The organism is Rhizobium ecuadorense (assembly GCF_001187535.1).
In the GTDB taxonomy this organism is placed as follows: domain Bacteria; phylum Pseudomonadota; class Alphaproteobacteria; order Rhizobiales; family Rhizobiaceae; genus Rhizobium; species Rhizobium ecuadorense.
Map to the genome: position 1 here is coordinate 74,721 of NZ_LFIO01001733.1, position 21,840 is coordinate 96,560.

General features: G+C 60.0%; 18 protein-coding genes and 1 tRNA gene. 13 read left to right on the top strand and 6 right to left on the bottom strand.

Annotated features, from left to right (window positions below):
• The first annotated feature begins 334 nt into the window (after window positions 1–334).
• Window positions 335–955: a hypothetical protein gene (locus AF337_RS33585; RefSeq protein WP_049735434.1), complete on the top strand. Its 621-nt coding sequence runs from the start codon at window positions 335–337 to the stop codon at window positions 953–955.
• A gap of 445 nt (window positions 956–1,400) precedes the next feature.
• On the opposite strand, the gene AF337_RS33595 is transcribed toward AF337_RS33585, so the two are convergent.
• Window positions 1,401–1,490, bottom strand: a tRNA-Ser gene (locus AF337_RS33595).
• 261 nt (window positions 1,491–1,751) lie between these two features.
• Between AF337_RS33595 and AF337_RS33600 the strand changes: the two genes are divergently transcribed.
• The 5 genes from AF337_RS33600 to AF337_RS33620 all read left to right on the top strand — a co-directional run bounded on the left by AF337_RS33600 (window position 1,752) and on the right by AF337_RS33620 (window position 6,823).
• A complete protein-coding gene (locus tag AF337_RS33600) occupies window positions 1,752–2,078 on the top strand; it encodes a GYD domain-containing protein (protein ID WP_049735436.1) in 327 nt (108 codons plus the stop codon).
• Between the two features lie 465 nt (window positions 2,079–2,543).
• Entirely contained in the window at window positions 2,544–3,638 is a 1,095-nt protein-coding gene (locus tag AF337_RS33605; protein ID WP_049735437.1) for a septal ring lytic transglycosylase RlpA family protein, read from the top strand.
• Window positions 3,639–3,712: 74 nt separating this feature from the next.
• On the top strand, window positions 3,713–4,960 hold the full coding sequence (locus AF337_RS33610) for a D-alanyl-D-alanine carboxypeptidase family protein (RefSeq protein ID WP_425287911.1): 1,248 nt from the start codon (window positions 3,713–3,715) through the stop codon (window positions 4,958–4,960).
• Window positions 4,961–5,092: 132 nt separating this feature from the next.
• Window positions 5,093–5,773, top strand: a complete 681-nt coding sequence (gene tmk, locus AF337_RS33615; RefSeq protein ID WP_049735438.1) for a dTMP kinase — start codon at window positions 5,093–5,095, stop codon at window positions 5,771–5,773.
• 24 nt (window positions 5,774–5,797) lie between these two features.
• Window positions 5,798–6,823: a DNA polymerase III subunit delta' gene (locus AF337_RS33620; protein WP_049735439.1), complete on the top strand. Its 1,026-nt coding sequence runs from the start codon at window positions 5,798–5,800 to the stop codon at window positions 6,821–6,823.
• Between the two features lie 10 nt (window positions 6,824–6,833).
• On the opposite strand, the gene AF337_RS33625 is transcribed toward AF337_RS33620, so the two are convergent.
• Window positions 6,834–7,622 carry a sulfite exporter TauE/SafE family protein gene (locus tag AF337_RS33625; RefSeq protein ID WP_049735440.1) on the bottom strand — a complete coding sequence of 263 codons (789 nt, stop codon included), beginning with the start codon at window positions 7,620–7,622 and terminating at the stop codon, window positions 6,834–6,836.
• A gap of 235 nt (window positions 7,623–7,857) precedes the next feature.
• Here AF337_RS33625 and metG point away from each other — a divergent pair, with 235 nt between their 5' ends.
• The 3 genes from metG to AF337_RS33640 are packed head-to-tail and all read left to right on the top strand — an operon-like array spanning window position 7,858 to window position 11,024.
• A complete protein-coding gene (gene metG, locus AF337_RS33630; protein WP_049735441.1) occupies window positions 7,858–9,408 on the top strand; it encodes a methionine--tRNA ligase in 1,551 nt (516 codons plus the stop codon).
• A 4-nt stretch (window positions 9,409–9,412) separates the two neighbouring features.
• On the top strand, window positions 9,413–10,195 hold the full coding sequence (locus tag AF337_RS33635) for a TatD family hydrolase (RefSeq protein ID WP_049735442.1): 783 nt from the start codon (window positions 9,413–9,415) through the stop codon (window positions 10,193–10,195).
• A 4-nt stretch (window positions 10,196–10,199) separates the two neighbouring features.
• Entirely contained in the window at window positions 10,200–11,024 is an 825-nt protein-coding gene (locus AF337_RS33640; protein ID WP_049735443.1) for an MBL fold metallo-hydrolase, read from the top strand.
• Window positions 11,025–11,059: 35 nt separating this feature from the next.
• On the opposite strand, the gene AF337_RS33645 is transcribed toward AF337_RS33640, so the two are convergent.
• Window positions 11,060–11,665, bottom strand: coding sequence for a TerC family protein (locus tag AF337_RS33645; protein WP_049735444.1), 606 nt, complete (start codon window positions 11,663–11,665; stop codon window positions 11,060–11,062).
• A gap of 284 nt (window positions 11,666–11,949) precedes the next feature.
• Here AF337_RS33645 and AF337_RS33650 point away from each other — a divergent pair, with 284 nt between their 5' ends.
• Window positions 11,950–12,603, top strand: coding sequence for a hypothetical protein (locus tag AF337_RS33650; RefSeq protein ID WP_049735445.1), 654 nt, complete (start codon window positions 11,950–11,952; stop codon window positions 12,601–12,603).
• Window positions 12,604–12,680: 77 nt separating this feature from the next.
• Window positions 12,681–13,058: a hypothetical protein gene (locus AF337_RS33655; RefSeq protein ID WP_049735446.1), complete on the top strand. Its 378-nt coding sequence runs from the start codon at window positions 12,681–12,683 to the stop codon at window positions 13,056–13,058.
• Between the two features lie 67 nt (window positions 13,059–13,125).
• Here the strand turns inward: AF337_RS33655 and AF337_RS33660 are convergent, their stop codons facing one another.
• Window positions 13,126–13,647: a PAS domain-containing protein gene (locus tag AF337_RS33660; protein WP_049735447.1), complete on the bottom strand. Its 522-nt coding sequence runs from the start codon at window positions 13,645–13,647 to the stop codon at window positions 13,126–13,128.
• A 299-nt stretch (window positions 13,648–13,946) separates the two neighbouring features.
• Between AF337_RS33660 and AF337_RS33665 the strand changes: the two genes are divergently transcribed.
• Window positions 13,947–16,097 carry a mechanosensitive ion channel family protein gene (locus AF337_RS33665; protein ID WP_049735448.1) on the top strand — a complete coding sequence of 717 codons (2,151 nt, stop codon included), beginning with the start codon at window positions 13,947–13,949 and terminating at the stop codon, window positions 16,095–16,097.
• 417 nt (window positions 16,098–16,514) lie between these two features.
• A complete protein-coding gene (locus AF337_RS33675) occupies window positions 16,515–18,773 on the top strand; it encodes a bifunctional diguanylate cyclase/phosphodiesterase (RefSeq protein WP_049735450.1) in 2,259 nt (752 codons plus the stop codon).
• An 8-nt stretch (window positions 18,774–18,781) separates the two neighbouring features.
• On the opposite strand, the gene AF337_RS33680 is transcribed toward AF337_RS33675, so the two are convergent.
• A complete protein-coding gene (locus tag AF337_RS33680) occupies window positions 18,782–20,215 on the bottom strand; it encodes an NAD-dependent succinate-semialdehyde dehydrogenase (RefSeq protein WP_049735451.1) in 1,434 nt (477 codons plus the stop codon).
• A 17-nt stretch (window positions 20,216–20,232) separates the two neighbouring features.
• Window positions 20,233–21,825, bottom strand: coding sequence for a gamma-glutamyltransferase (ggt, locus tag AF337_RS33685; protein ID WP_049735452.1), 1,593 nt, complete (start codon window positions 21,823–21,825; stop codon window positions 20,233–20,235).
• Window positions 21,826–21,840: the final 15 nt, after the last annotated feature.

Below are 21,840 nucleotides of genomic sequence, written 5' to 3' on the forward strand. Positions count from 1 at the left end.
GCATGGCGTGACCTCACGGAATCCTTCATAGGTAGTCATAGCTGGTATGTCTTACTCGCGGAGTTCAAAATTCTTGAGGAGACAATAATTATGCTTCGTATTGGTCCGGGTTTCGCCTTTTCTCTTGGCCTCGCCGGGCCTTGAGAAAGCCTCGTGGGCCAAGACCGTCAACGGCCACAAACAGCGCCGAATTGATGAACTTTTACCTTGGAATTTCAGTACCAGGTAGCGAGCGCTCCCGACGACGCTGTGGTTCACTTGCGGCAGTTGGCTACGCGTGCCAGAGGTTTTGCTCAACGTATTGGTTCAGGTATGATGGTGTGAGGTCGATGCTATGATTGTTACGGAAGAGGTGTTGTCGGGCTTTCGCGATAAAGGAAAAGTTCCGGTGCGCAGCCTGCCGTCTAACCTCTTTTCGAACACAGGCGATCTCTTTTTCCGCGACGACGTCGTCTCGCTACACCAATTTCCGACAGAGGAGGAAGAGCGGCGGGCCATACATGTGGTGCCCGTCTTGGCATTCTTGCAAAGCGTTCCACCGCTTACGAATGACCGCGAATGGATCGCGTTGCACCACCAATGTGGCGGATATCACTGCCTGCAGGTCGCGATGGTCGCGACGATGCTCACACCGAACGCAACGATCAAAAACGGGCTCAATAATATCGGAAAGCAGTTCTACTTCGGACAGCACGGCCAATTGGAGCCAGGCAACATGTTGGCGTCCTCAATTTCAGAATATGTGACAGCGCTTAGCGAAATCGAACTTGATTGCGAATGCACGTGGCGAAGGCTTTCGGAAGGGCTATATCCCATCGACTGCACCCAAGAGAATCTCAACAAAATTGCTTCAGATGCGCCCTCCCTGGATATGATGGCGGACTGGCGAGGGTTCACCCGGGCGCGGTACAGTATGGATCCCATAATCTTATTGCTGGCAAACAATAGCGACTAATCGGCCTTCTCACCTAAGTGCGAACAGCACACCGCTTACTACGATGCGGAGACCCAAGCACTTGTTCCGGCTTTCGCGACGCGACCAACGGAGAACCGGAAAAGGACGATCAACCGAGCGATGCAACGCCTGAAGTGTCCTATCGATGGCGCCAGCATCTGGTCGAAGGCGAAGGCAATGCTATTCGTTGGCCACGATGAAAACGCGTCGTTGCGCTGGTGGACGGCCCCCACCCGCACCGCTGTCAAGATCGGCGCCTGGCTTCAACGTATCATTCGGCTGGAGCGCAACCGCGAACAGGCAAGCGCTGAACACCGGCCTACTCGGCGCCGACGTCTATTGCACCTCCGCAATAACGGGCAACAGCAGCAAAAGCACAGTTCTGCGGTCAGGCCGGAGGTGGCGCCTTAATGTCTTGGAAAAAACGTTATAGTTCAAATCGTTATGGCGGAAGAGGTGGGATTCGAACCCACGGTACGGTTTCCCGCACGCCGGTTTTCAAGACCGGTTCCTTAAACCACTCGGACACTCTTCCATCTGATTGAGAAGGTTTCAGAAATCCACATTGCGTTGATTTCTACGAACCGGCCATTGCTTCCGGTTTGCCATCCAATCACTCGATGGCTGGCTTTTTAGCAGCTTTGGTAGCAGCGTCAACGTGCCCGGCAGCATTTGTCGGCATCCGCGCCGATTGCAGTTCCGGCGCATAGGTCTTTGCCCGTTCCGTACATTGGAAATGAGTGGCGTTCCTTCCGGCTTGAGCGTTTACTGTATTGTTCTGGCGGAGGAAAAAACCATGGCCATGTATCTCACGCGCTTCAGCTACACGCCCGAAACATGGGCGCGCATGATCGACAACCCCGAGGATCGCCGGGAGGCGGCCCGTCGCTACATTGAATCGGTGGGCGGCAAGCTCCATGGGTTCTGGTATGCCTTTGGCGAGCATGATGGTTGGAACCTGTGGGAGGCGCCCGATAACGTCTCGATGGCGGCTGTCGCGCTTGCTATCGGGGCGGGAGGAGCAGTCAGTTCCATGGAAACCACTGTCCTGCTCAGCGTCGAGGATACGATCGAAGCCTTGGGGAAGGCGAAGTCGGTTCGGTATCGCCCACCGGCAGCATAGGGCGCCGGCCTGGACTAAGATCATCCTGTTTTAGCGCCCGTCGGATCCCGTGGCGGAGATTTCGTTCCCCCAGGGGATCGAAGTATCACTACATGATCCGCGTTGCGTTGGGTCCGATGGGCGACTGAAGCAAGTTAGCTGTAAACGCCGTGGAGCCGTGGCGTTGGCGTTTCAATAGGGAGCTTTTCGGGCGTTTTGAAGCGGCCGAATGTTTACCATATGCCTCGCATCGGCACGGGAATTTCAGGCCTCTTTGCGGCAGCGGCAGGGCAGGGCGGTTGGACCCGCGTTAGTGATTTATAAACCATAATCATTAGAATTGTCGCTATCGCAGCGAAATCGTTCGTAAATTTGCCACGAACTTCGCAAGATTAAAGTCTCGTTAGGCGGGCGGGGATAAGGCGTATTGGCCCAGTATGGGGCAAAGTTCCTTAACCATAACGATCTTTGAGCGGCGTGGGACATATGAAATTGGGATACGGGGCGGTGTCTTTCGCAACGACAGCACGGTGGCTGGCTGTGTCGGCGATGTGTGCGACGGTTGCGGCGTGCGGCACGACGCAAGCGGTGCCGAAGAAGAAAGCCCACGGCAAAGAATATTTCTCCGAATCCGAATATGGCGTCAAGGCGAGCCCGCGGGTCGCCACCGGCAACAATATCCCCAAGGGCGGTGGCCGTTATATCGTCGGCAATCCTTACGAGGTGAAGGGCAAGTGGTATTATCCGAAGGAAGACTTCGCCTATAACAAGGTCGGCGTCGCCTCCTGGTACGGCTCGGCCTTTCATGGCCGCCTGACGGCGAACGGCGAAGTCTACGACCAGATGCATCTTTCCGCGGCGCATCCGACCTTCCCATTGCCGAGCTATGCGCGTGTCACCAATCTCGAAAGTGGTTCCTCTGTCATCGTGCGCGTCAACGATCGCGGCCCCTATCACGAAGGCCGTATTATCGACCTTTCGAACAAGACGGCCGACATGCTGGATCTGCAGCACAGCGGCACTGGCAAGGTGCGCGTGCAATATGTCGGTCGCGCCCGCATGGACGGACACGACATGCCCTATCTGATGGCCTCCTACGCGCCCAAGGGCAGCCGCATTCCCAGCGTCAATCCGGAAGGCCAGATCGCGACCGGTGTGATGGTCGCCTCCAATAGCCGCAAGATCACCCGCGACCAGCTGCAGAGTTCGGAAGATTACGAAACGCCGGCCAACGTGCCGGTGCCGATGTCGGCGACTTCCTATGCCGGCTCGACGCCGAGCGCACGCTATAATGCGGCAGCCGCTCCTGCTCCGGGCGCCCATGTCCTGGTGGCGCCGCCGGCACCGTCCGCCAACAATGCCCCGCAGGCCTTCGGCCAGATGGTCGTGCTGCCGGAGATTGGTCCCATGCCTTATGAGCGGCCGCTGGGCTCGCTCGCGCTCGGTTACCAGAACGAAGACGTGAAGACGGTGACCGTCGATCTCGCCTTCGACGCGGTGATGGTGCGCAATGACGGGCTGACGCAGGAGTCGATCCTTGCTTCGGCCAAGCGCCAACAGGCTAAATTCGCCGCGCGCTGAGCGCGGCAATTGCATCGGATTTCCTCTCGCTCTAACCTCCCGACCACACGCCGCTCGATCGATGGAAACTCTTGATGCTGAAGCCTATGCTTCGCCTTTGTTTCGCCGCAATTCCGGACGCAAAACCGCTGCGCACTTTTGCTGGAATTGCTCTGGCATGCCTGATGCCGTTGACCACAGGGGCGCTTGCAGCCGATAGCGGGGCCGCCGGTTTCGCCACTAAAGCGGCGCAGGCCTACATGATCGAGGCCGCCACCGGCACCGTGCTTCTCGCTAAGAACGAGGACCAGGGCTTTTCGCCGGCTTCGCTCGCCAAGCTGATGACGATGGATCTCGTCTTCGAGGCGGTGACGAAGGGCCAGATCACCTTCGATACCGAATATCCCGTTTCCGAGTATGCCTGGCGGACCGGCGGCGCTCCGTCGAGGACGGCGACGATGTTTGCCAGCCTTAAATCGCGCGTGCGCGTCGAGGATCTGATCAAGGGCATCGCCATCCAGGGCGCCAATGACAGCTGCATCATCCTGGCCGAAGGCATGGCTGGAAGCGAGCACCAATTTGCCGAGTCGATGACACGGCGCGCCCGTGAGCTCGGCATGGAGACGGCCGAGTTCGGCAATTCCACCGGCCTTCCCGATGGAAAGAGCAAGGTGACGGTGCGCGAGATGGTGACGTTGGCCACGGCCCTGCAGCAGACCTATCCGAACCTCTATCCCTATTTCGCGCAGCCGGATTTCGAGTGGAACAAGATCTTCCAGCGCAACCGCAATCCGCTGCTCGGGCTCGATCTCGGCGCCGACGGTCTGGCCACCGGATTTACCGAGGGCGAGGGTTATTCGATCGTCGCGTCGGTCGAGCGCGACGGCAGGCGGCTGTTTTTGGCGCTTGCCGGCATCGCTTCCGACAAGGAGCGGACGGAGGAGGCCAAGCGGGTACTCGAATGGGGGCTGACGGCCTTCGAGAACCGGCAGATCTTCGCCGACAAGGAAGTGATTGGAGCCGCCAGCGTCTATGGCGGCACGGTGCGCACCGTCGATCTCGTGGCCAAAGCGCCGGTCAGTGTTTATATTCCGATCAGCAATCCCGACCGGCTGTCGGCGCGTATCGTCTATCGCTGGCCGCTGACGGCGCCGGTGCAGCCGGATACCCAGGCAGGCACGCTCAGGATTTTCGCGGGCAGCCGCCTGCTCAGGGAAGTGCCGCTCTATACCGTGGGGGCGGTCGGCGAGGGCTCGCTCAGCAGCCGGGCTGTTGACGCCATGCTGGAACTCGGCGAATCGCTATTCTTCTCCTGGCTCTGGGACAAGTCCGCGCCCGGCTGAATGCCGGCGCTGCGATGCAATTTGCCGGGAAAGGTGAATTTGTCGCCGCGGCGAAAGGTTTTCCTTCCTGCTGTCTTCGGATAGATAGAAGAAGCAAGGCGCGTGCGGCGCCTGGAATGCGGGAAGTTGTCATTGTCATCCGGTGCGGGATTGTTCGTTACGTTTGAAGGCGGGGAGGGCGCTGGGAAATCCACGCAGATTCGCCGCCTCGCCGAGGCACTGAAGGGCGAAGGTCACGATGTGCTGGTGACGCGGGAACCGGGCGGATCGCCGGGTGCCGAGGCCGTGCGCCACGTGCTGTTGTCGGGGGCTGCCGAAGCCTTCGGCACGCGGATGGAGGCGATCCTCTTTGCGGCGGCGCGCAACGACCACGTCGAAGAGGTGATCCGGCCCGCACTGGCGGTCGGCAAGATCGTGCTCTGCGACCGCTTTATTGACTCCTCCCGCGTCTACCAGGGCATCACCGGCAATCTTGAGCCGGATTTCATCGAGACGCTGCAGCGCATCGCCATCAACGGCGTGATACCGGATTGCACCGTGATTCTCGATATCCCCGCCAAGATCGGGCTGGAGCGGGCGCAGAAGCGCGCCGCCGCCGACGCTCCCGACCGCTTCGAGAAAGAGCGGCTCGAAACCCACGAGAAACGCCGCGAAGCCTTTCTCGATATCGCCGCTCGCGAGCCGGAGCGCTGTCACGTGATCAACGCCATGCAGAGCGAGGAGGCGATCGCCGCCGAGATCGAGGCGATCGTGCAGCAGCTGATGTCGCCTGCGGACCGTGCTCGCATGCGGGAAGCCGCCCATCATGAGTGAAGCCCGTTATGAGTGACGCCCATCATGAGTGAAGAAAGGCCCGGACTGCTCGACGGCGCCATCTGGCCGGGGGAAAATACCAGGCTGTTCGGCCATGAGGAGGCGGAGGCCTTCCTTGCGCACTCCTACCGCTCCGGCAAGGGACACCACGCCATCCTGATAGAGGGGCCCGAGGGCATCGGCAAGGCGACGCTCGCCTTCCGTTTCGCCAATCACGTGCTCTCGCATCCCGATCCTGCCACGGCGCCGGAGACGATCGGCGATCCGGATCCTGCCTCATCCGTCAGCCGGCAGATCACTTCAGGCGCCTCGCACAATCTCCTGCATCTCGCCCGTCCGGTGGATGAAAAGACCGGCAAGGTGAAGTCGGCGATCACCGTCGACGAGGTTCGCCGCGCCGGCAAATTCTTCTCGCAGACCTCGGGCACCGGCAATTGGCGGATCGTTATCATCGATCCGGCCGACGACATGAACCGCAATGCGGCCAACGCCATCCTCAAAATCCTGGAAGAGCCGCCGAAGCGGGCGCTGTTCCTGGTGCTCTCGCATGCGCCGGGACGATTGCTGCCGACGATCCGCTCGCGCTGCCTGCCGCTGAAACTGGCGCCGCTTGCCGACGATGTGCTGATGGCGGCGCTTGCCCATCTCGGCATATCCGGCGAAGGCGGGGCGGTGCTTTCGGCTGCCAAGGGCAGCGTCGGCGAGGCGCTGAAACTGTTGAATTACGGCGGCGGCGAGATCATCGCCGCCTATGACGAGATGCTGTCGGCCGAAGGAGCGACGGCCCGCAAGGCGATGCATCGGCTGGCCGACGCGCTTTCGGGCAGGGAAAGCGACACGATCTTCGATTTCTTCGTCAGCCATGTCGGCGACGACATCATGAGCCGGGCGCGCGCAGCGGCAGGCGAGGGGAAGATCACGGCTGCGGAACGGCTGGCGCGGCTCTATTCCGAGATCACCGAGCGGCTGACCATTTCGGATGCCTATAACCTCGACCGCAAACAGACGATCATCAGCATTCTCGCCGATATCAAGCAGCCGGGCTTCTAGTGTGCTGCGTTCAGCCGGTCAGCAGCTTGCCTGCGACGACGGCGAGTGTGACGGCAAGAACGATACGGATGGTGCGTTCGTGCAGCCTCGGCGCCAGCAGGCTGCCGATGATGATGCCGGGGATGGAGCCGATGAGCAGGGCAAACAGCATCGGCCAGTCGATTTCACCGATCAGCCAGTAGCCCGTGCCGCCGATCAGGGTCAGCGGCACCGCATGGACGATATCGGAGCCGACGATCTCGCGCACATCGAGCCTGGGATAAAGGACCAGCAGGATCGTCACCCCCAAGGCGCCTGCACCGACCGAGGTCAGGGTGACGAGAACGCCGAGCAGGAATCCGAGAATGACGGTAAGGGCGAGGATGGTTCTCGGCTGCGGCGGCGTGCGGTCGCCGATGGCGCGGCGCGCCAGCTCGAGTATCGGGCCTCGGAAGACCAGCATGATCGCGGTCATGACGAGAAGCCAGCCGAGCGCCGTGGTGATCGTATTGGTCACGCCGATGCTTTTGCGATCGACGCCTGCCAGCAGCCACAGCATCAGCAAGGCGGCCGGCACGCTGCCTATGGCGAGACCGCCGACGATCTTCCAGTTGACGCGCCCGTGCATGCCGTGAACGGCGGTGCCGGCGGTCTTGGTGATTGCCGCATAGAGAAGATCGGTGCCGACGGCGGTTGCGGGATGGACGCCGAAGAGCAGCACCAGCAGCGGCGTCATCAGCGAACCGCCGCCAACACCTGTGATGCCGACGAGCGCGCCGACAAACAGGCCCGAAAGCGAATAGAGCGGCTCAAACGTCAATCGAGCGCCTCCGACGGCGCGTGGCCACGACAGTCCGGATAGATGAAAACTGGCACTTCGTTCTGTCCCGCCCTCTTTTCCATGACGGGTAGATTGCGGCAGAAGCTGAGTCAAGTTCACCGCCGCCCGTGTCCCGGAAATCATCGACGGCGGTAAAACTTGATGTTTCGCTTGACGGTGACATGCGCTAAGAGCGGCTGACCATTTTTATAGAGTTAGCCGGACATTGGCCGCCATGACAGACAAGACACCCTTCTACATCACCACCGCGATTTCCTATCCCAACGGCAAGCCGCATATCGGCCATGCCTATGAGCTGATCGCGACGGATGCGATGGCGCGCTACCAGCGCCTGGACGGCAGGGATGTGTTCTTCCTGACCGGCACCGACGAACACGGCCAGAAGATGCAGCAAACGGCACGCGCGGAGGGGATTACCGCCCAGGCGCTTGCCGACCGCAACTCCGGCGAATTCCAGGCGATGGCCAAGCTGCTGAACGCCTCTAACGACGACTTCATCCGCACCACGCAGGAACGCCATCACGAGACGTCGCGCAACATCTGGAACCTGATGGCCGAGAATGGCGACATCTACAAGGACAGCTATGCCGGCTGGTATTCGGTGCGCGATGAAGCATATTATCAGGAAAACGAGACGGAGCTGCGCGCCGACGGCGTGCGCTACGGGCCGCAGGGTACGCCGGTCGAGTGGGTTGAAGAGGCAAGCTATTTCTTCAAACTCTCCGAATACCAGGAAAAGCTGCTTGCCCATTACGAGGCGAACCCCGATTTCATCGGTCCGGCCGAGCGCCGCAACGAGGTGATCTCTTTCGTCAAGTCGGGCCTGAAGGACCTCTCGGTCTCGCGCACGACCTTCGACTGGGGCATCAAGGTGCCGAACGATCCCGCCCATGTCATGTATGTCTGGGTCGACGCGCTGACCAACTACATCACCGCCACCGGCTACATCGAGGACAGGAACGGCCCGCGGGCGAAATACTGGCCGGCCGATGTGCACATCATCGGCAAGGACATCATCCGTTTCCATGCTGTCTACTGGCCGGCCTTCCTGATGTCGGCAAAGCTGCCGCTGCCGAAGCGGGTCTTTGCCCACGGCTTCCTGCTCAACAAGGGCGAGAAGATGTCGAAGTCGCTCGGCAATGTCGTCGATCCCGTCAACCTGGTGAACCATTTCGGCCTCGACCAGGTGCGCTACTTCTTCCTGCGCGAAGTGTCCTTCGGCCAGGACGGTAGCTATAGCGAAGAGGCGATCGGCATCCGCATCAATTCCGACCTCGCCAACGGCATCGGCAATCTTGCCAGCCGCTCGCTGTCGATGATCGTGAAGAATTGCGACGGCAAGATCCCGGAATGCGGGCCACTGACCGACGAGGACAAGGCCATGCTGGCGCAGGCCGACGCGTTGCATGCCTCGACACGCGAGGACATGGGCAAGCAGCAGATTCACCGGGCGCTCGCCTCGATCATCTCGGTCGTTTCCGAGACCGACCGTTATTTCGCCGGCCAGGCGCCATGGGCGCTGAAGAAGACCGATCCCGAGCGTATGGGCACGGTGCTTTACGTGACAGCCGAAGTCGTGCGCCAGATCGCCATTCTGCTGCAGCCGTTCATGCCTGATTCAGCGGGCAAGCTGCTCGATCTGGTCGCGGCATCCGATGACAAGCGCGATTTCGCCGCTCTGGGGCAAGCCGGCCGTCTCGTTGCCGGAACGCCGCTCGAGGCGCCGACGCCGGTCTTCCCCCGCTACGTGGCTCCGGAGGCTTGAGGCCGTGCTGATCGATACGCATTGCCATCTCGATTTTGCCGACTTCGAGGCGGAGCGCGACGAGATCGTCGCGCGCGCCCATCAGGCCGGCGTCAAGCAGATGGTGACGATCTCGACGCGGGTGCGCAAGCTCGACGGGCTGCTTGAAATCACCGAGAAATATCCCTCGGTGTTCTGCTCGGTCGGTACGCATCCGAACAATGCCGACGAAGAGCTGGATATCCAGACGGAAGAGCTGGTGCGCCTTGCCAACGCCCATGAGAAGGTGGTGGCGATCGGCGAGGCGGGTCTCGATTATTTCTACGATACGCAGACGCCCGAGGACCAGCAGACCGGCTTCCGCCGCCATATTGCGGCAGCGCGCGCCACGCAGCTGCCGCTCGTCATCCACAGCCGCAGCGCCGATGAGGACATGGCAGCAATCCTGACCGAGGAAACGGGGAAGGGGGCCTTCCCCTTCATCCTGCACTGCTTCTCGGCCGGTCCGGAACTGGCGCGAACCGGCGTCGAACTCGGCGGCTATATCTCCTTTTCTGGCATCCTGACTTTCCCGAAGTCGGAAGAGCTGCGCGAGATCGCCAAGACGATCCCTCGGGATCGGCTGCTGGTGGAAACGGACGCGCCGTATCTGGCGCCGAAGCGCTGGCGCGGCAAGCGCAACGAACCGTCTTATGTCGTCAACACCGCCGAGGTGCTCGCTGAGACGATCGGCCTTTCCTACGCAGAGGTCGCGCGGATCACGACGGAGAACGCATTGCGCCTGTTTACGAAGATGCCGAGGGTCTGAGAGCGTGCTCTACCGGCGGCGCTTCACCATTCTCGGCTGTTCATCGTCACCCGGCGTGCCGCGCATTACCGGCGACTGGGGCGCCTGCAATCCCGGCAATCCGAAGAACCGGCGCACCCGCGCTGCCTTCATGGTGCAGCAATTTGCGCCGGATGGCGGCGTCACCACCGTCGTTATCGACACCGGACCGGATTTTCGCGAGCAGATGATCAGGGCAGGGGCCGACCATGTCGATGCCGTGCTCTACAGCCATCCCCATGCCGATCATATTCATGGCATCGACGATCTGCGCGGCTATTTTCACAACACCCGCCGCCGGGTGCCGATCTTTGCCGACCAATATACGATGGACAGGCTGCGGGAAGCCTTCGGCTATTGCCTGGAGACACCGCCGGGCAGCAATTATCCGCCGATCGTGCTGCCTGTTGTCATCGAAAACCTCGACGAGCCCGTCGAAGTCCGCGGTCCCGGCGGCAAGATACGGTTTCATCCGCATATCCAGCAGCACGGCGATATAAATTCGCTCGGCTTTCGGATCGGCGATGTGGCTTATTGCAGCGATATCAGCGACTTCCCGCCGCAGACCGTCGACAAGCTTCAGAATCTCGATGTGCTGATTATCGACGCGCTGCAATATACCTATCATCCGAGCCATCTATCGCTGGAACAGTCGCTCGACTGGATCGGCCGGCTGAAGCCGAAACGGGCGATCCTCACGCATATGCACACGCCGCTCGATTACGACGCGGTGATGGCTGAGACGCCGGACCATGTGGTGCCGGCCTATGATCAGATGAGTTTCGAAACCGAGGTCAGGATCGGGGCTTGAGCCCCGGCCCCAGAGCATGATCAGGCCCGAAATCACTACATGTAGGGCATAACCTCGACGGCGCCGCGATAGATCATGTCAAGCGAGACATAGAGGATGATCAGCAAGCCGACATAGGCGATCCAGCGATGGTCGTGGAGCAACCGGGCGATCAGGTTGGCGGCGATGCCCATCAGCGCGATCGACAGGGCAAGGCCGATGATCAGCACGTTCGGATGTTCGCGCGCGGCACCGGCAACGGCGAGCACGTTGTCGAGCGACATAGAGACGTCGGCGATGACGATCTGGGTCGCCGCCTGGAAAAAGGTCTTTTTCGGCGCGCCTTCGGCGCCCCCCGCTTCGTGGTTCTCGCCATGGCCGGCGCGAAGCTCACGCCACATCTTCCAGCAAACCCAGAGGAGCAGAAGTCCGCCGGCCAGCAGCAGACCGACGATCGCGAGCAGATAGACCGCAACGCTGGCAAAGAGAATACGCAGGACGGTCGCGGCCGCTATTCCGACAATGATCGCCTTTCGGCGCTGCGTGGCCTCAAGCCCGGCAGCTGCAAGACCGATCACCACCGCGTTGTCGCCGGCTAGAACGAGGTCGATAGCAATGACCTGCAGCAAAGCCGTCAGACCGGCTGCCGTAAAGATGTCCATATGAAATATCCCCAATGCGTCAAAAGCCGTGCTAGCGTCTCGAAGGTTTGCCGTCAACCGCTACAGTGCTTTGAATTGCGGTGGCGCCAGACAACGATCCTCGATGCCCAAACGTTCCTCATTTCGATGTCGGAGAGCTGCGAATGCCGGGGCGGGCAGTGCGGCTGATGCCGCCGATACCTCCCGCGCATTGGCTTGGAACATTCCTCTCGTCCACCTGTTTTTCTGATCAGGAAACCAGCCGGCGTCGACGGCGTGGGTCTATGCATCGAGAGGAGATTCCCATGAGCAGCATTTACAACGATACCAATCCGGCCTTCTCGGGCCCGACAGGGGGCAGCAGCCTCACCGCATTTTTCGACAGCCGATCGCAAGCCGAATCCGCCGTCTCCCGTCTCGAAGACGCCGGCGTGCCGGTCGCGAGAATCCGGTTGATGCCGGGATATGAGGCGGATGGAAAACCCGCCGGCACGATGAGCGACGACCGCAGCGGCTTCTTCGACGCGCTGGCCGACTTCTTCTTCCCCGATGAGGATCGGGCTGTTTACGCAGAGGGGCTGCGGCGAGGCGGTTTCCTCGTCCAGGTCAATAATATCGATGACGCGCTCTATGAGACCGTCCACGATATTCTGGACGACGAGGGCAGCATCGATATGGATGAACGGGCAGACCTCTGGTCGTCGGAGGACAGGCAGCAAGGCGCATCCAATACCGGTTTTGTTGGCCAATCCTCCGGCGGCAAAGCGTCCGAAGACCTCGCCGTGTCCGAAAGCGCATTCGACGATACGCGACCCGTGGCGACGCGGGACACCACGCATGGAAGCGCCTACACCTATAGCGCCGGCGACGCTTCGCCATCGGACGATGCCAATCGCCAATCGCAGAGCCAGTCGCAAGGCGGATCTCGGCAGAGCCAGAGTTTCCGGCGCGACCACTGATCGGCTGACGTGCAATGGGGGCCTGGCCACGATGCCGGGCCTTCATCTCATCTCTCTTGTTGTTCGAGGATATGTCCATGCAATCATCCATCAATCGCGACGGCCGCCTTCCCGACCCCGATGAACTGATCGCGGACGGTGAACCGCCTTTTGCCGATGCCGCCATGGAGACCGCGCGTGAAAAAGCCGACCAGGATCTGAACGCCCTGCAGCAGGAGCTAAGGCTGCTGAAGGCTCGGATAGGCATGCTGCGCGAGGACGCGGAGGCGGCGCTGAAGGCCAAGGCCGCATCGGTCGATGCAAGCGCCCATGTTCAACTGGGCAGCTATCCCTGGGCGAAGCTTGCCGCAGCAATCTGCGCAACCTTCATTGCCGCCAGGCTGGTTCGAAATGTTCCGCTGGGGGTCATGTTTGCCGGATATGCCGGTCATCTCTCCGAGGCGAGACGGCGGTGACCGGCTGACTGGGAACCGAAGGCAGCGGTGCGGATAAGGCGCATCGATCCCACTGCGTGGGAGGAAATCAATGAACCGGCGCGATGTCGGAAGGCATCGGCGGGGCAAGCTCTTTCAGAATTGCTTCAAGCGCATCGGCCGTCGTCTGCAGGCCGGACGACTGCGCAATTTTCAATGCCGCTCTGCAGTGAGCCGACAGTTCGTCTTGCTGGCTCTGATCATTCGTCGGAAATACAATGCCCGCATAGTGCGACGGATTTCCGGCTTCATCCCTGAAGCAGCGGCCGAAGGCAGCCACGGCTACCACTTGCCCGTTTCGATCAAATACCCGGTAGTCATGGCGATAGGGATCTCCCGTGATCACCGAGTCTGAAATCGCCTTGGCCACGGCTGGCTTGTCCTCCGGGTGAATCCGGTCGAGATATTTTATGATCGGCAGCCCCGCAATGGTCTGCGCCGGATCAAGCCCAAACAGCTTTGCCAGCGCCGAATCCGCGTAAACCGTGTCGGTCGCCAAATCCCACGTGAAGATACCGGGCTCCTCGGACAGAAATTCGGGCGTTCCAAAAACTCCGTTGACAAGGTTCATTTCGCATCCCCAGTCTGAGCGCCAAAGCCGCCGGTTGTCCCCGTCACCCGGCTCTCGATGAATGACAGGGCGATCGACCATTTCGCCCTCAGATCTTAGTCTCGTTTCGACCGGACGCAATATCGACGTTGTTGATCTTCACGCCCATTGAGGCGATGCGGGCAGGGAGCGTGGCGGCAGGGATTCTGTCTGCGTTCGCCAGACAGTCGTCGATTGACGTTGATCGTGCGACCCTTCACAAAGTGCAACGCTTTATCGGCCGGCAATAGCGACGACAACTTTTGGGGGACCACGGGTACATGCGCATCAACGACGACCGTCATGCCCTCCGCAAAATCTCCATATTCCTCACGGCTGTATTTTCGACGCTTCTGATCTGGAGCGTACATTCTATTTCAGCGGCCGAATCGCCCAATCCGTCGGCACCAATCCGGGTTATCATCGAATTGCCGAACGATGATTCCGGACGCGCATTGGTCAATCGGATCGTTCCCGGCAATCAGGAACCGGCGGAGCCGGCGGCGGCCCCACAAGAGGCGCCGCCGCCGTCGATTGCCACCGCATTACAGGATTTGCGCCTGAGGTTGCTGACACTCGTCGATGCAATCCCGACCCTTCCTGGGCAGATCCGGGCGGCGGTCCGGACCTTCCAAGCGGATAATCACATCGATCCCGTCGGCCTGATCTTGGCGGTGACACTCTTCGTCGCAGGCGGATTCGCTGCTCAACGCCTTGCCTGGTGGTCCGGGCGAGGGCTTCTTCATTTTGTGCTGACCGCCCCTGCCGACACTGTCCGCCAGCGGATCAAGCTGCATGCGAGCCGACTTGCAATGGGACTTCTCGCATTGGTCGGTTATCTGATCGGAAGCCTCGGCGCGTTTATCCTCTTTCCATGGCCTGCCGTCTTTCGCGATATTGCGCTCATTCTGCTGTCCGCGGCGCTGATGGTGCGCCTCGGCGTGCTTGTGGGCCGCATTGTCATCGCGCCCGGCGCCCGGCTGCCGCATATGCGACTTTTGACGCTTGTCACCTCGCTTGCCTGGTTCTGGTACCGCTGGCTCCTCGCAATCGTCGCCGTGCTGGCGGCTGGCTGGGCCATCATCGAGGTGTTCCAGACCATCGGGGCTTCTCCCATCCTGGTCGACCTCTTTACCGCGGCGTGGCTCGGTGTCATTTCAATCACGCTGATCGCCATGATCTGGCTGCGGCATTTTCGTTCTGATGGGCCGCCGGTGAACCGGCTGGTCTGTGTCGGCTTCAGCGCGAGCATCGTGCTATCGTGGCTGTTATGGGTGTCCGGGCTGCGCGGAGCATTCTGGACATTGATCGTCATGACGCTTCTGCCGCTGACCGTTTCCGTGGCTCGCGATATCATTGGTCGCATCATACGCTCCGGCGGCGAGCGCGTTGTCGAAGATCCCGCCATCGTCGGATGGTCTGTTGTCATCATGCAAACGCTGCGCAACGGGCTCATCGTGGTCGCCGCGCTGCTTATTGCCCGTTCGTGGAATGTCAATCTCAGTGATCTTGCCGCGGCCGAGACTGTGACCACACGTTTGATCCGCGCGGGAATCCGCATCGTTATCGTGCTGCTGGTGACCGACGTCATCTGGAAGCTCGCAAGCACGCTGATCGACAGCCAGATGGCACTGGCGTCGAGAAGTGCGCAGGCGGGCCATCAGGACGGAGCCGACACACGCCGACGTCAGCGATTGAACACGCTGCTTCCCATCCTTCGCAATGTGTTGTTTCTGGCGATCGGGGCTGTCGGCTTCCTGATGATCCTGGATGCGGTCGGCATTCAGATCGGACCGCTGCTGGCGGGCGCCGGCGTCGTCGGCATTGCCGTCGGCTTCGGTGCGCAAACACTCGTCAAGGACATCATCTCCGGCGTTTTTTATCTGTTCGACGATGCCTTTCGCATCGGTGAGTACATTCAGGCCGCGAAATACAAAGGGACGGTCGAAGGTTTCTCGCTGCGGTCGATCCGCCTGCGGCACCATCGCGGTCCGGTCACCATCGTTCCCTTCGGCGAACTCGGCGCGGTGCAGAACCTCAGCCGCGACTGGGTGATCGACATCATCACGCTTACCCTGAACTATGACAGCGATCTAGAAGAGGTCCGCAAGACGATCAAGCGCATCGGCGTCGAGCTTCTGGAGGATGCCGAACTCGGGCCGAATATCATCGAGCCCTTGAAAATGCAGGGAATTGAGCAGATGGCCGATTACGGTGTGCAAATTCGGCTGAAGTTCATGGCCAAACCCGGCGAACAATTCGGCGTTCGCCGAAAGGCACTCGCCATGCTCAAGAAGACATTCGCGGAAAAAGGAATCCAGTTTGCAACTCCGACGGTTCATGTTTCCAGCGGGACGGGAGATGCAACGGCTTCAGCCGCCGCGGCGGAACTGCAAAAGCCATCCAAAGTCATCCCAACGCCTCAGGAATAGCCGCGCCACAGGGAAAATTTCCGCTTTAAAAGAGTAGGGCTATAGGCGGGACGGCAGTATGCCTTTGCAATCAAATGACATGTTTATGTTCCATAATCTATCTTATGTGATCTTTTGTTGTAGGCGCAAAGTTGAAGTGTCCTGTTTCTGCAAAGTTGGAATGTCACTCTCCCCGCGTTCTCGATGGAGCGATGACGAGCGATCGGTTTGCGTATCGGACTCCACAGGCAGGCGTCCTTGTGCCGACGCAATCTCCAACTGACCATCGGCGATTGCCCTCGCCTGTACCGGCTTGTCAAACGCAAGGTCCTGGCGACATCCGGACCGCATCGGCTTTTCTCGCAGGCTGGCCGGTTTAGCGTTGCCTTAAAGAAACTGTGCAAGGATGCCGGCGTACCCATCCACGCCGGAAACCTGATGACGTTTCGAAGAAATCCCAAGATAATACGTGGCCTCGCTGCTTCCGCAGCCAGCCATGCGAGCGCATTTGCTCCGGCAATATTTGCGGCAATTATCGCAGTCATCGTCGTCTGGGTCGCAACGAACTGGCGGCTGGAGCGATCGCTGGCTGAGGAACGCTCGATTGTTGCCGGCGAGCTTGGCACAATATCGTCTCGGCTTCAGACGAACCTCAATAGCAATGTGAAGCTGCTGCAAGGGCTGGCGGCTGGCATCGCAGTCGACCCGGCAATGGACCAAAACGGTTTTTCCAAACTTGCCGCGCAGATCCTGCAGCCCGATTCACAATTGCGCAGCTTCGCTGCGGCGCCCGACATGGTGGTCAAGTGGGTTTATCCGGAAAAGGGAAACGAAAAGGCCATCGGGCTCGACTATCGAAAGAATGAGAAACAACGGGCTGCCGCGATGCTGGCGCGCAACACTCACAATATCGTTCTGACAGGCCCGGTGGAGCTCGTCCAAGGCGGAACTGCTTTCGTCGTCAGGTGCCCGATTTATATCAATGACGGAAACAGCCAGATCTTCTGGGGTCTGCTCTCCGGAATCGTAGATATCCCAAGGCTCTATAACGATAGCGGCCTTGGATCGACCGAGCTCGAGATTGCCATCAGCACCGTGCCGGAGCCCAACTCGCCCAAACAGGTTTTTCTCGGAAATCTGGAAACCTTTTCGAAGCAGCCGGTCGTGACATCCGTCGATATGACGTATGGCCGGTGGACTTTCGTCGCAGTGCCCAAGCGCGGATGGGGCCAAAATAACGGGATCGGCATTTTTGAGTTCTATGCAAGCCTGTTGGCCTTATGTGTCGTTGCGCCGATCATTTGGGTCGGTTTCCTGACCAAGTCACGCCAAAGAACAATCGAGAAGCTTCGCCTTCACAAGAAGAAGCTCGTTCGAGCGCGGCAAAGGCTGGAATATCTGTCGTTGCACGACGCCCTGACTGGGCTTGCGAACCGCCGGTTTGTCGACCAGATGATCTCGCAACCTGAGAGGCCCGGTGGACAAGACTGTCTGATCCTCATTCATATCGACCTCGACCGATTTAAAGAGATCAACGATACGAAGGGGCATGCCGGCGGTGACATGGTCCTGCAAATAACGGCTTCGCGCCTCGCCGATTTGACCGGCGCGAACGACGTCGCGGCTCGGATCGGTGGAGACGAGTTCATCTTCGCCCGGTGGAGCACCAATCCCGAGCCTGAAGCAACCGAATTGGCCAAACAGATTGTCGACGCGCTCCAGCAGCCCATCCTTATCGATGGGGCGGAGTATGTGGTCGGAGCAAGCGTCGGGGTCGCTTGGGAGACTGAACGTGCTCGCGGGCGGGATCTGGGTCAACTGCTTCTAAACGCCGATCTGGCTCTATATGAGGCGAAGAAGGCGGGTCGCGGCCGCGCGGCCGTCTTCACCGAAGAGCTTCGCAGCGCCGCAATCCATTCAAAAGAATTGGCGGATGAGTTCAATCAGGCGCTCGACCGCGATGAACTCGTTGCATTCTTCCAACCGCAGTTCAATGCAGACACCCTGGCTATTGCAGGCGTCGAGGCCCTCGCCCGCTGGGATCACCCGCGAAAAGGTCTGCTCGGCCCGACCAATTTTCTCGACGCCGCGGAAAGGCTGGGGCGGAGCGGCGACATGGACAGGCTGATCCTGCAGAAGGCCCTGTTCGAGCTGACACGATGGGACAGCCTGGGAATGCAGATCCCGCGTGTCTCAGTCAATATATCGGCGCGCCGATTGGCGCAGGCGAATCTGCTTGCCGAACTGTCCGAGCTTCCCGTATCGCGGGGTCGCCTGTGTTTCGAGCTGCTGGAGACAATTTCCTTCGACGAGCTTCAACCAGCGCTCAATGACATCATTCCGATGATCAAAGAGCTTGGCATTGAAATCGAGATTGACGATTTCGGCACGGAACATGCCAGCATCATCAGCCTGCTTCGATTTGAGCCGCGACGACTGAAGATCGACCGCGAAATTATCAAGCCGATCATAGCCTCTCCATCTCAACGCCGCCTGGTTTCCTCGATTATCGAAATCGGTCGGTCACAGAATATCGACATCGTCGCCGAAGGCGTCGAGACGATGGAGCACACCAAGATCCTGAAGGATCTTGGTTGCCATTTGCTGCAAGGCTATGCTCTGGCGCGACCGATGACGTCGGAGCAGTTGATCGAATTTTGCCGCATGAAAGACAAGGGAACGGCAGAGGCAGGCTGATTGCCTCTTCAGGCGGCCTCGGTTACGAGCTTCGTATTGAAATAATTCTCTATCGCTTCGGAGCCTCCTTCCGAACCGTAGCCGGAATCTTTTATGCCTCCGAAGGGCAGTTCCGGCAGCGCCAGTCCATGATGATTGATCGACAGCATGCCACTCTCGATATCGCGAGCAAGGCCCGCGCTGGTCTTTGCCGAGGTCGTATAGGCGTAGGCCGCCAGCCCGTATGGCAAGCGATTGGCTTCCGCAATGGCGGAACCGTAGTCCGAAAATGCGCTGACGATCGCCATCGGACCGAAGGGTTCTTCGTTCATCACGCGCGCATCTTGCGGAACGTCGGTTAGAACTGTCGGCTGGAAGAAGTTGCCGAGATTGCCGATCCTTTTGCCGCCGGTTGCGACCTTCGCCCCACGCATCACCGCGTCGGCGGCCAGCGCTTCCATCGCTTCGACCCGTCTCGCGTTGGCAAGCGGCCCCATGGTTATGCCGTCGCTCAATCCGTCGCCGACATTCACTGCCTCGGCCGCCTTGACGAAGCCGTCGAGGAATTTTTCAAAGACGCGTTCCTGGATGAGGAAACGCGTGGGAGCCACGCAGACCTGGCCGGCATTTCGAAACTTGGCACCAGCCAACAGTCTGACCGCAAGATCGATATCGGCATCATCGAAAACGAGCGCCGGCGCGTGGCCGCCGAGTTCCATCGTGACGCGCTTCATATGGGCGCCGGCGAGCGAGGCCAGCTGCTTTCCGACGGCGGTCGATCCGGTGAAGGAGATTTTCCGGATAATCGGGTGCGGGATCAGGTGATTTGAAATATCGGCCGGAATTCCGAAAACCAGGTTGAGGACACCCGCTGGCAGGCCCGCATCGGCAAAGGCGCGAACAAGTTCAGCGCAACTCGCCGGCGTCTCCTCCGGCCCCTTCAGTATAATCGAGCAGCCGGCTGCAAGGGCCGCCGAAACTTTCCGTACCGCCTGGTTCAATGGAAAATTCCAGGGACTGAAGGCCGCCACCGGGCCGACAGGCTCCTTGATCACCATCTGCCTGACATTGGTCGCTCGTGGCGGAATGAGCCGGCCGTAGGCACGGCGAGCTTCCTCGGCAAACCAGTCTATGATGTCGGCAGCCGCGGCGGCCTCTGCCTTGGACTCGGTGAGCGGTTTGCCTTGTTCCAATGTCATTATTCGAGAGATCGTTGCGGAGCGCTGCCGCAGGATCTCCGCCGCCTCATGCATCAGCTTTGCCCGCTCGAACGCACTTATGCGCCGCCACTGCTCAAACCCGGCAGCGGCGGCCGAAAGCGCGTCGTCGAGATCAGCGGCGCCGGCATTGGAAACACGGCTGATGACTTCGCCCGAGGCCGGATTGACGACGGCCAGATCGTCGTTTGAACCCTGCCTCCAGCGGCCATTGATATAAAGTTGGCTATTCGGATATGCCGACATTCAGTTCTCCACCGCCTCTAGTAACCGAGCGCGCAACCATCCTTTCGATGGTCAGAGGCGCCCAGCAGCGTGTTGTTTTGATCGTCTATCCAGATCGCCTGGGCGCCGCCGATCGCCCAATTCGGTGCGACGACCTTGAAGCCGCGAGCTTCGAGATCGCGCCCGATCGCGGCTCGCAGAAGCGCCTCGGTTTCGATTGATGTCGTGCCGGGAAGCGGAAAGAGCCGAGGCAGATCAATCGCACTTTGTATGTCCAGATTGAAATCGAACAGCTTGGAGAGGAAGTGGGCGTGGCCCATCGCCTGATAGTGCCCACCCATCACACCGAACGACAAGACGCTTTTGCCATTGCGGGTGACCAGACCCGGGATAATCGTGTGCATGGGCCTTTTGCGCGGCCCCATCGCATTCGGATGCCCCTGCTTCATACTGAAGCTCTGCCCGCGATTGTGGAACAACACGCCGGAAGTCGGCGCCATCAATCCGCTTCCGTAGGAATGGAAGATCGAGTTGATGAAGCTGGCGACATTTCGGTCCTTGTCGACAACCGAAATGTAGACGGTGTCCGCATGCTCGACGCCATCGATGACCGCCCCGGCATCGGCGATGGTATTCAGGTCGATCCTGGCGGCAAGGCTGTCGGCGAGTTCATCGGATAACAGGAAGTCGACCGGAACGTCTGAGGCGGCCATGTCGGCGACCCATCGATCACGAGCCGCATAAGCCAGCCGCGTGGCCTCGACTTCGATGTGCAGATTGTCCACGCCAAGCGGATCGCCTTTGCGTTCAAAACGCTCCAAGATCTTCAGGATCATCAGAGCGACGATGCCCTGCCCGTTCGGCGGGCATTCATGCACCGTCCATCCGCGGTATGTCGCGCTGACCGGCTTCACATATTCGCCGGCGGCTGAGGCAAAATCCTCAACTGTATGGAGGCCGCCAAGGGAATTGAGCCGTGTCACCATGTCGGCTGCCACCGGACCACGATAGAAGCCGTCATGGCCCGACGTTGCGATCGTTTCCAGCGTCTGCGCCAATTCCGGTTGATGTTGAACCGATCCGACCGGCGGAGCCTGATCATCGATCAGGAAAAGGCGACGGGTTGATGGATCGCGCAGCAGCAAGTCACGTTGGTTGGAAATGTCGGCGGCAACCCGTGGCGTGATCGCATAGCCGTCGCGCGCCAGTGCAATTGCCGGCGCAAGTATTTCGGACAGCGGCATCCTGCCGTGATCGGCAACGAGGCGGATCCAGGCGTCCACCGCCCCAGGAACAGTCACCGCATGCGGCGATGACCGCTCGATCGAACTGATGCCGTTTTCCTGAAACCAGGTAAAATGCGCCGCCGCCGGCGTCCGTCCCGAGCCGTTATAGGCAAGGACATCATCATTTCCATTCGACGCCAGCAGCGCAAAACAATCGCCGCCTATGCCGGTGGATCCGGCCTCGACGACACATTGGACGGCACAGGCGCCGACGGCCGCGTCGATGGCCTTGCCGCCGGCTTTCAGGATCTCGATCGCTGTCAAAGTCGCCATCGGGTGCGATGTCGCTGCCATGCCGTTGCGGCCGACCGCTATCGATCTTCCCGGTATTTCGAAGTTTCGCATATCGTCGCTTCCTTC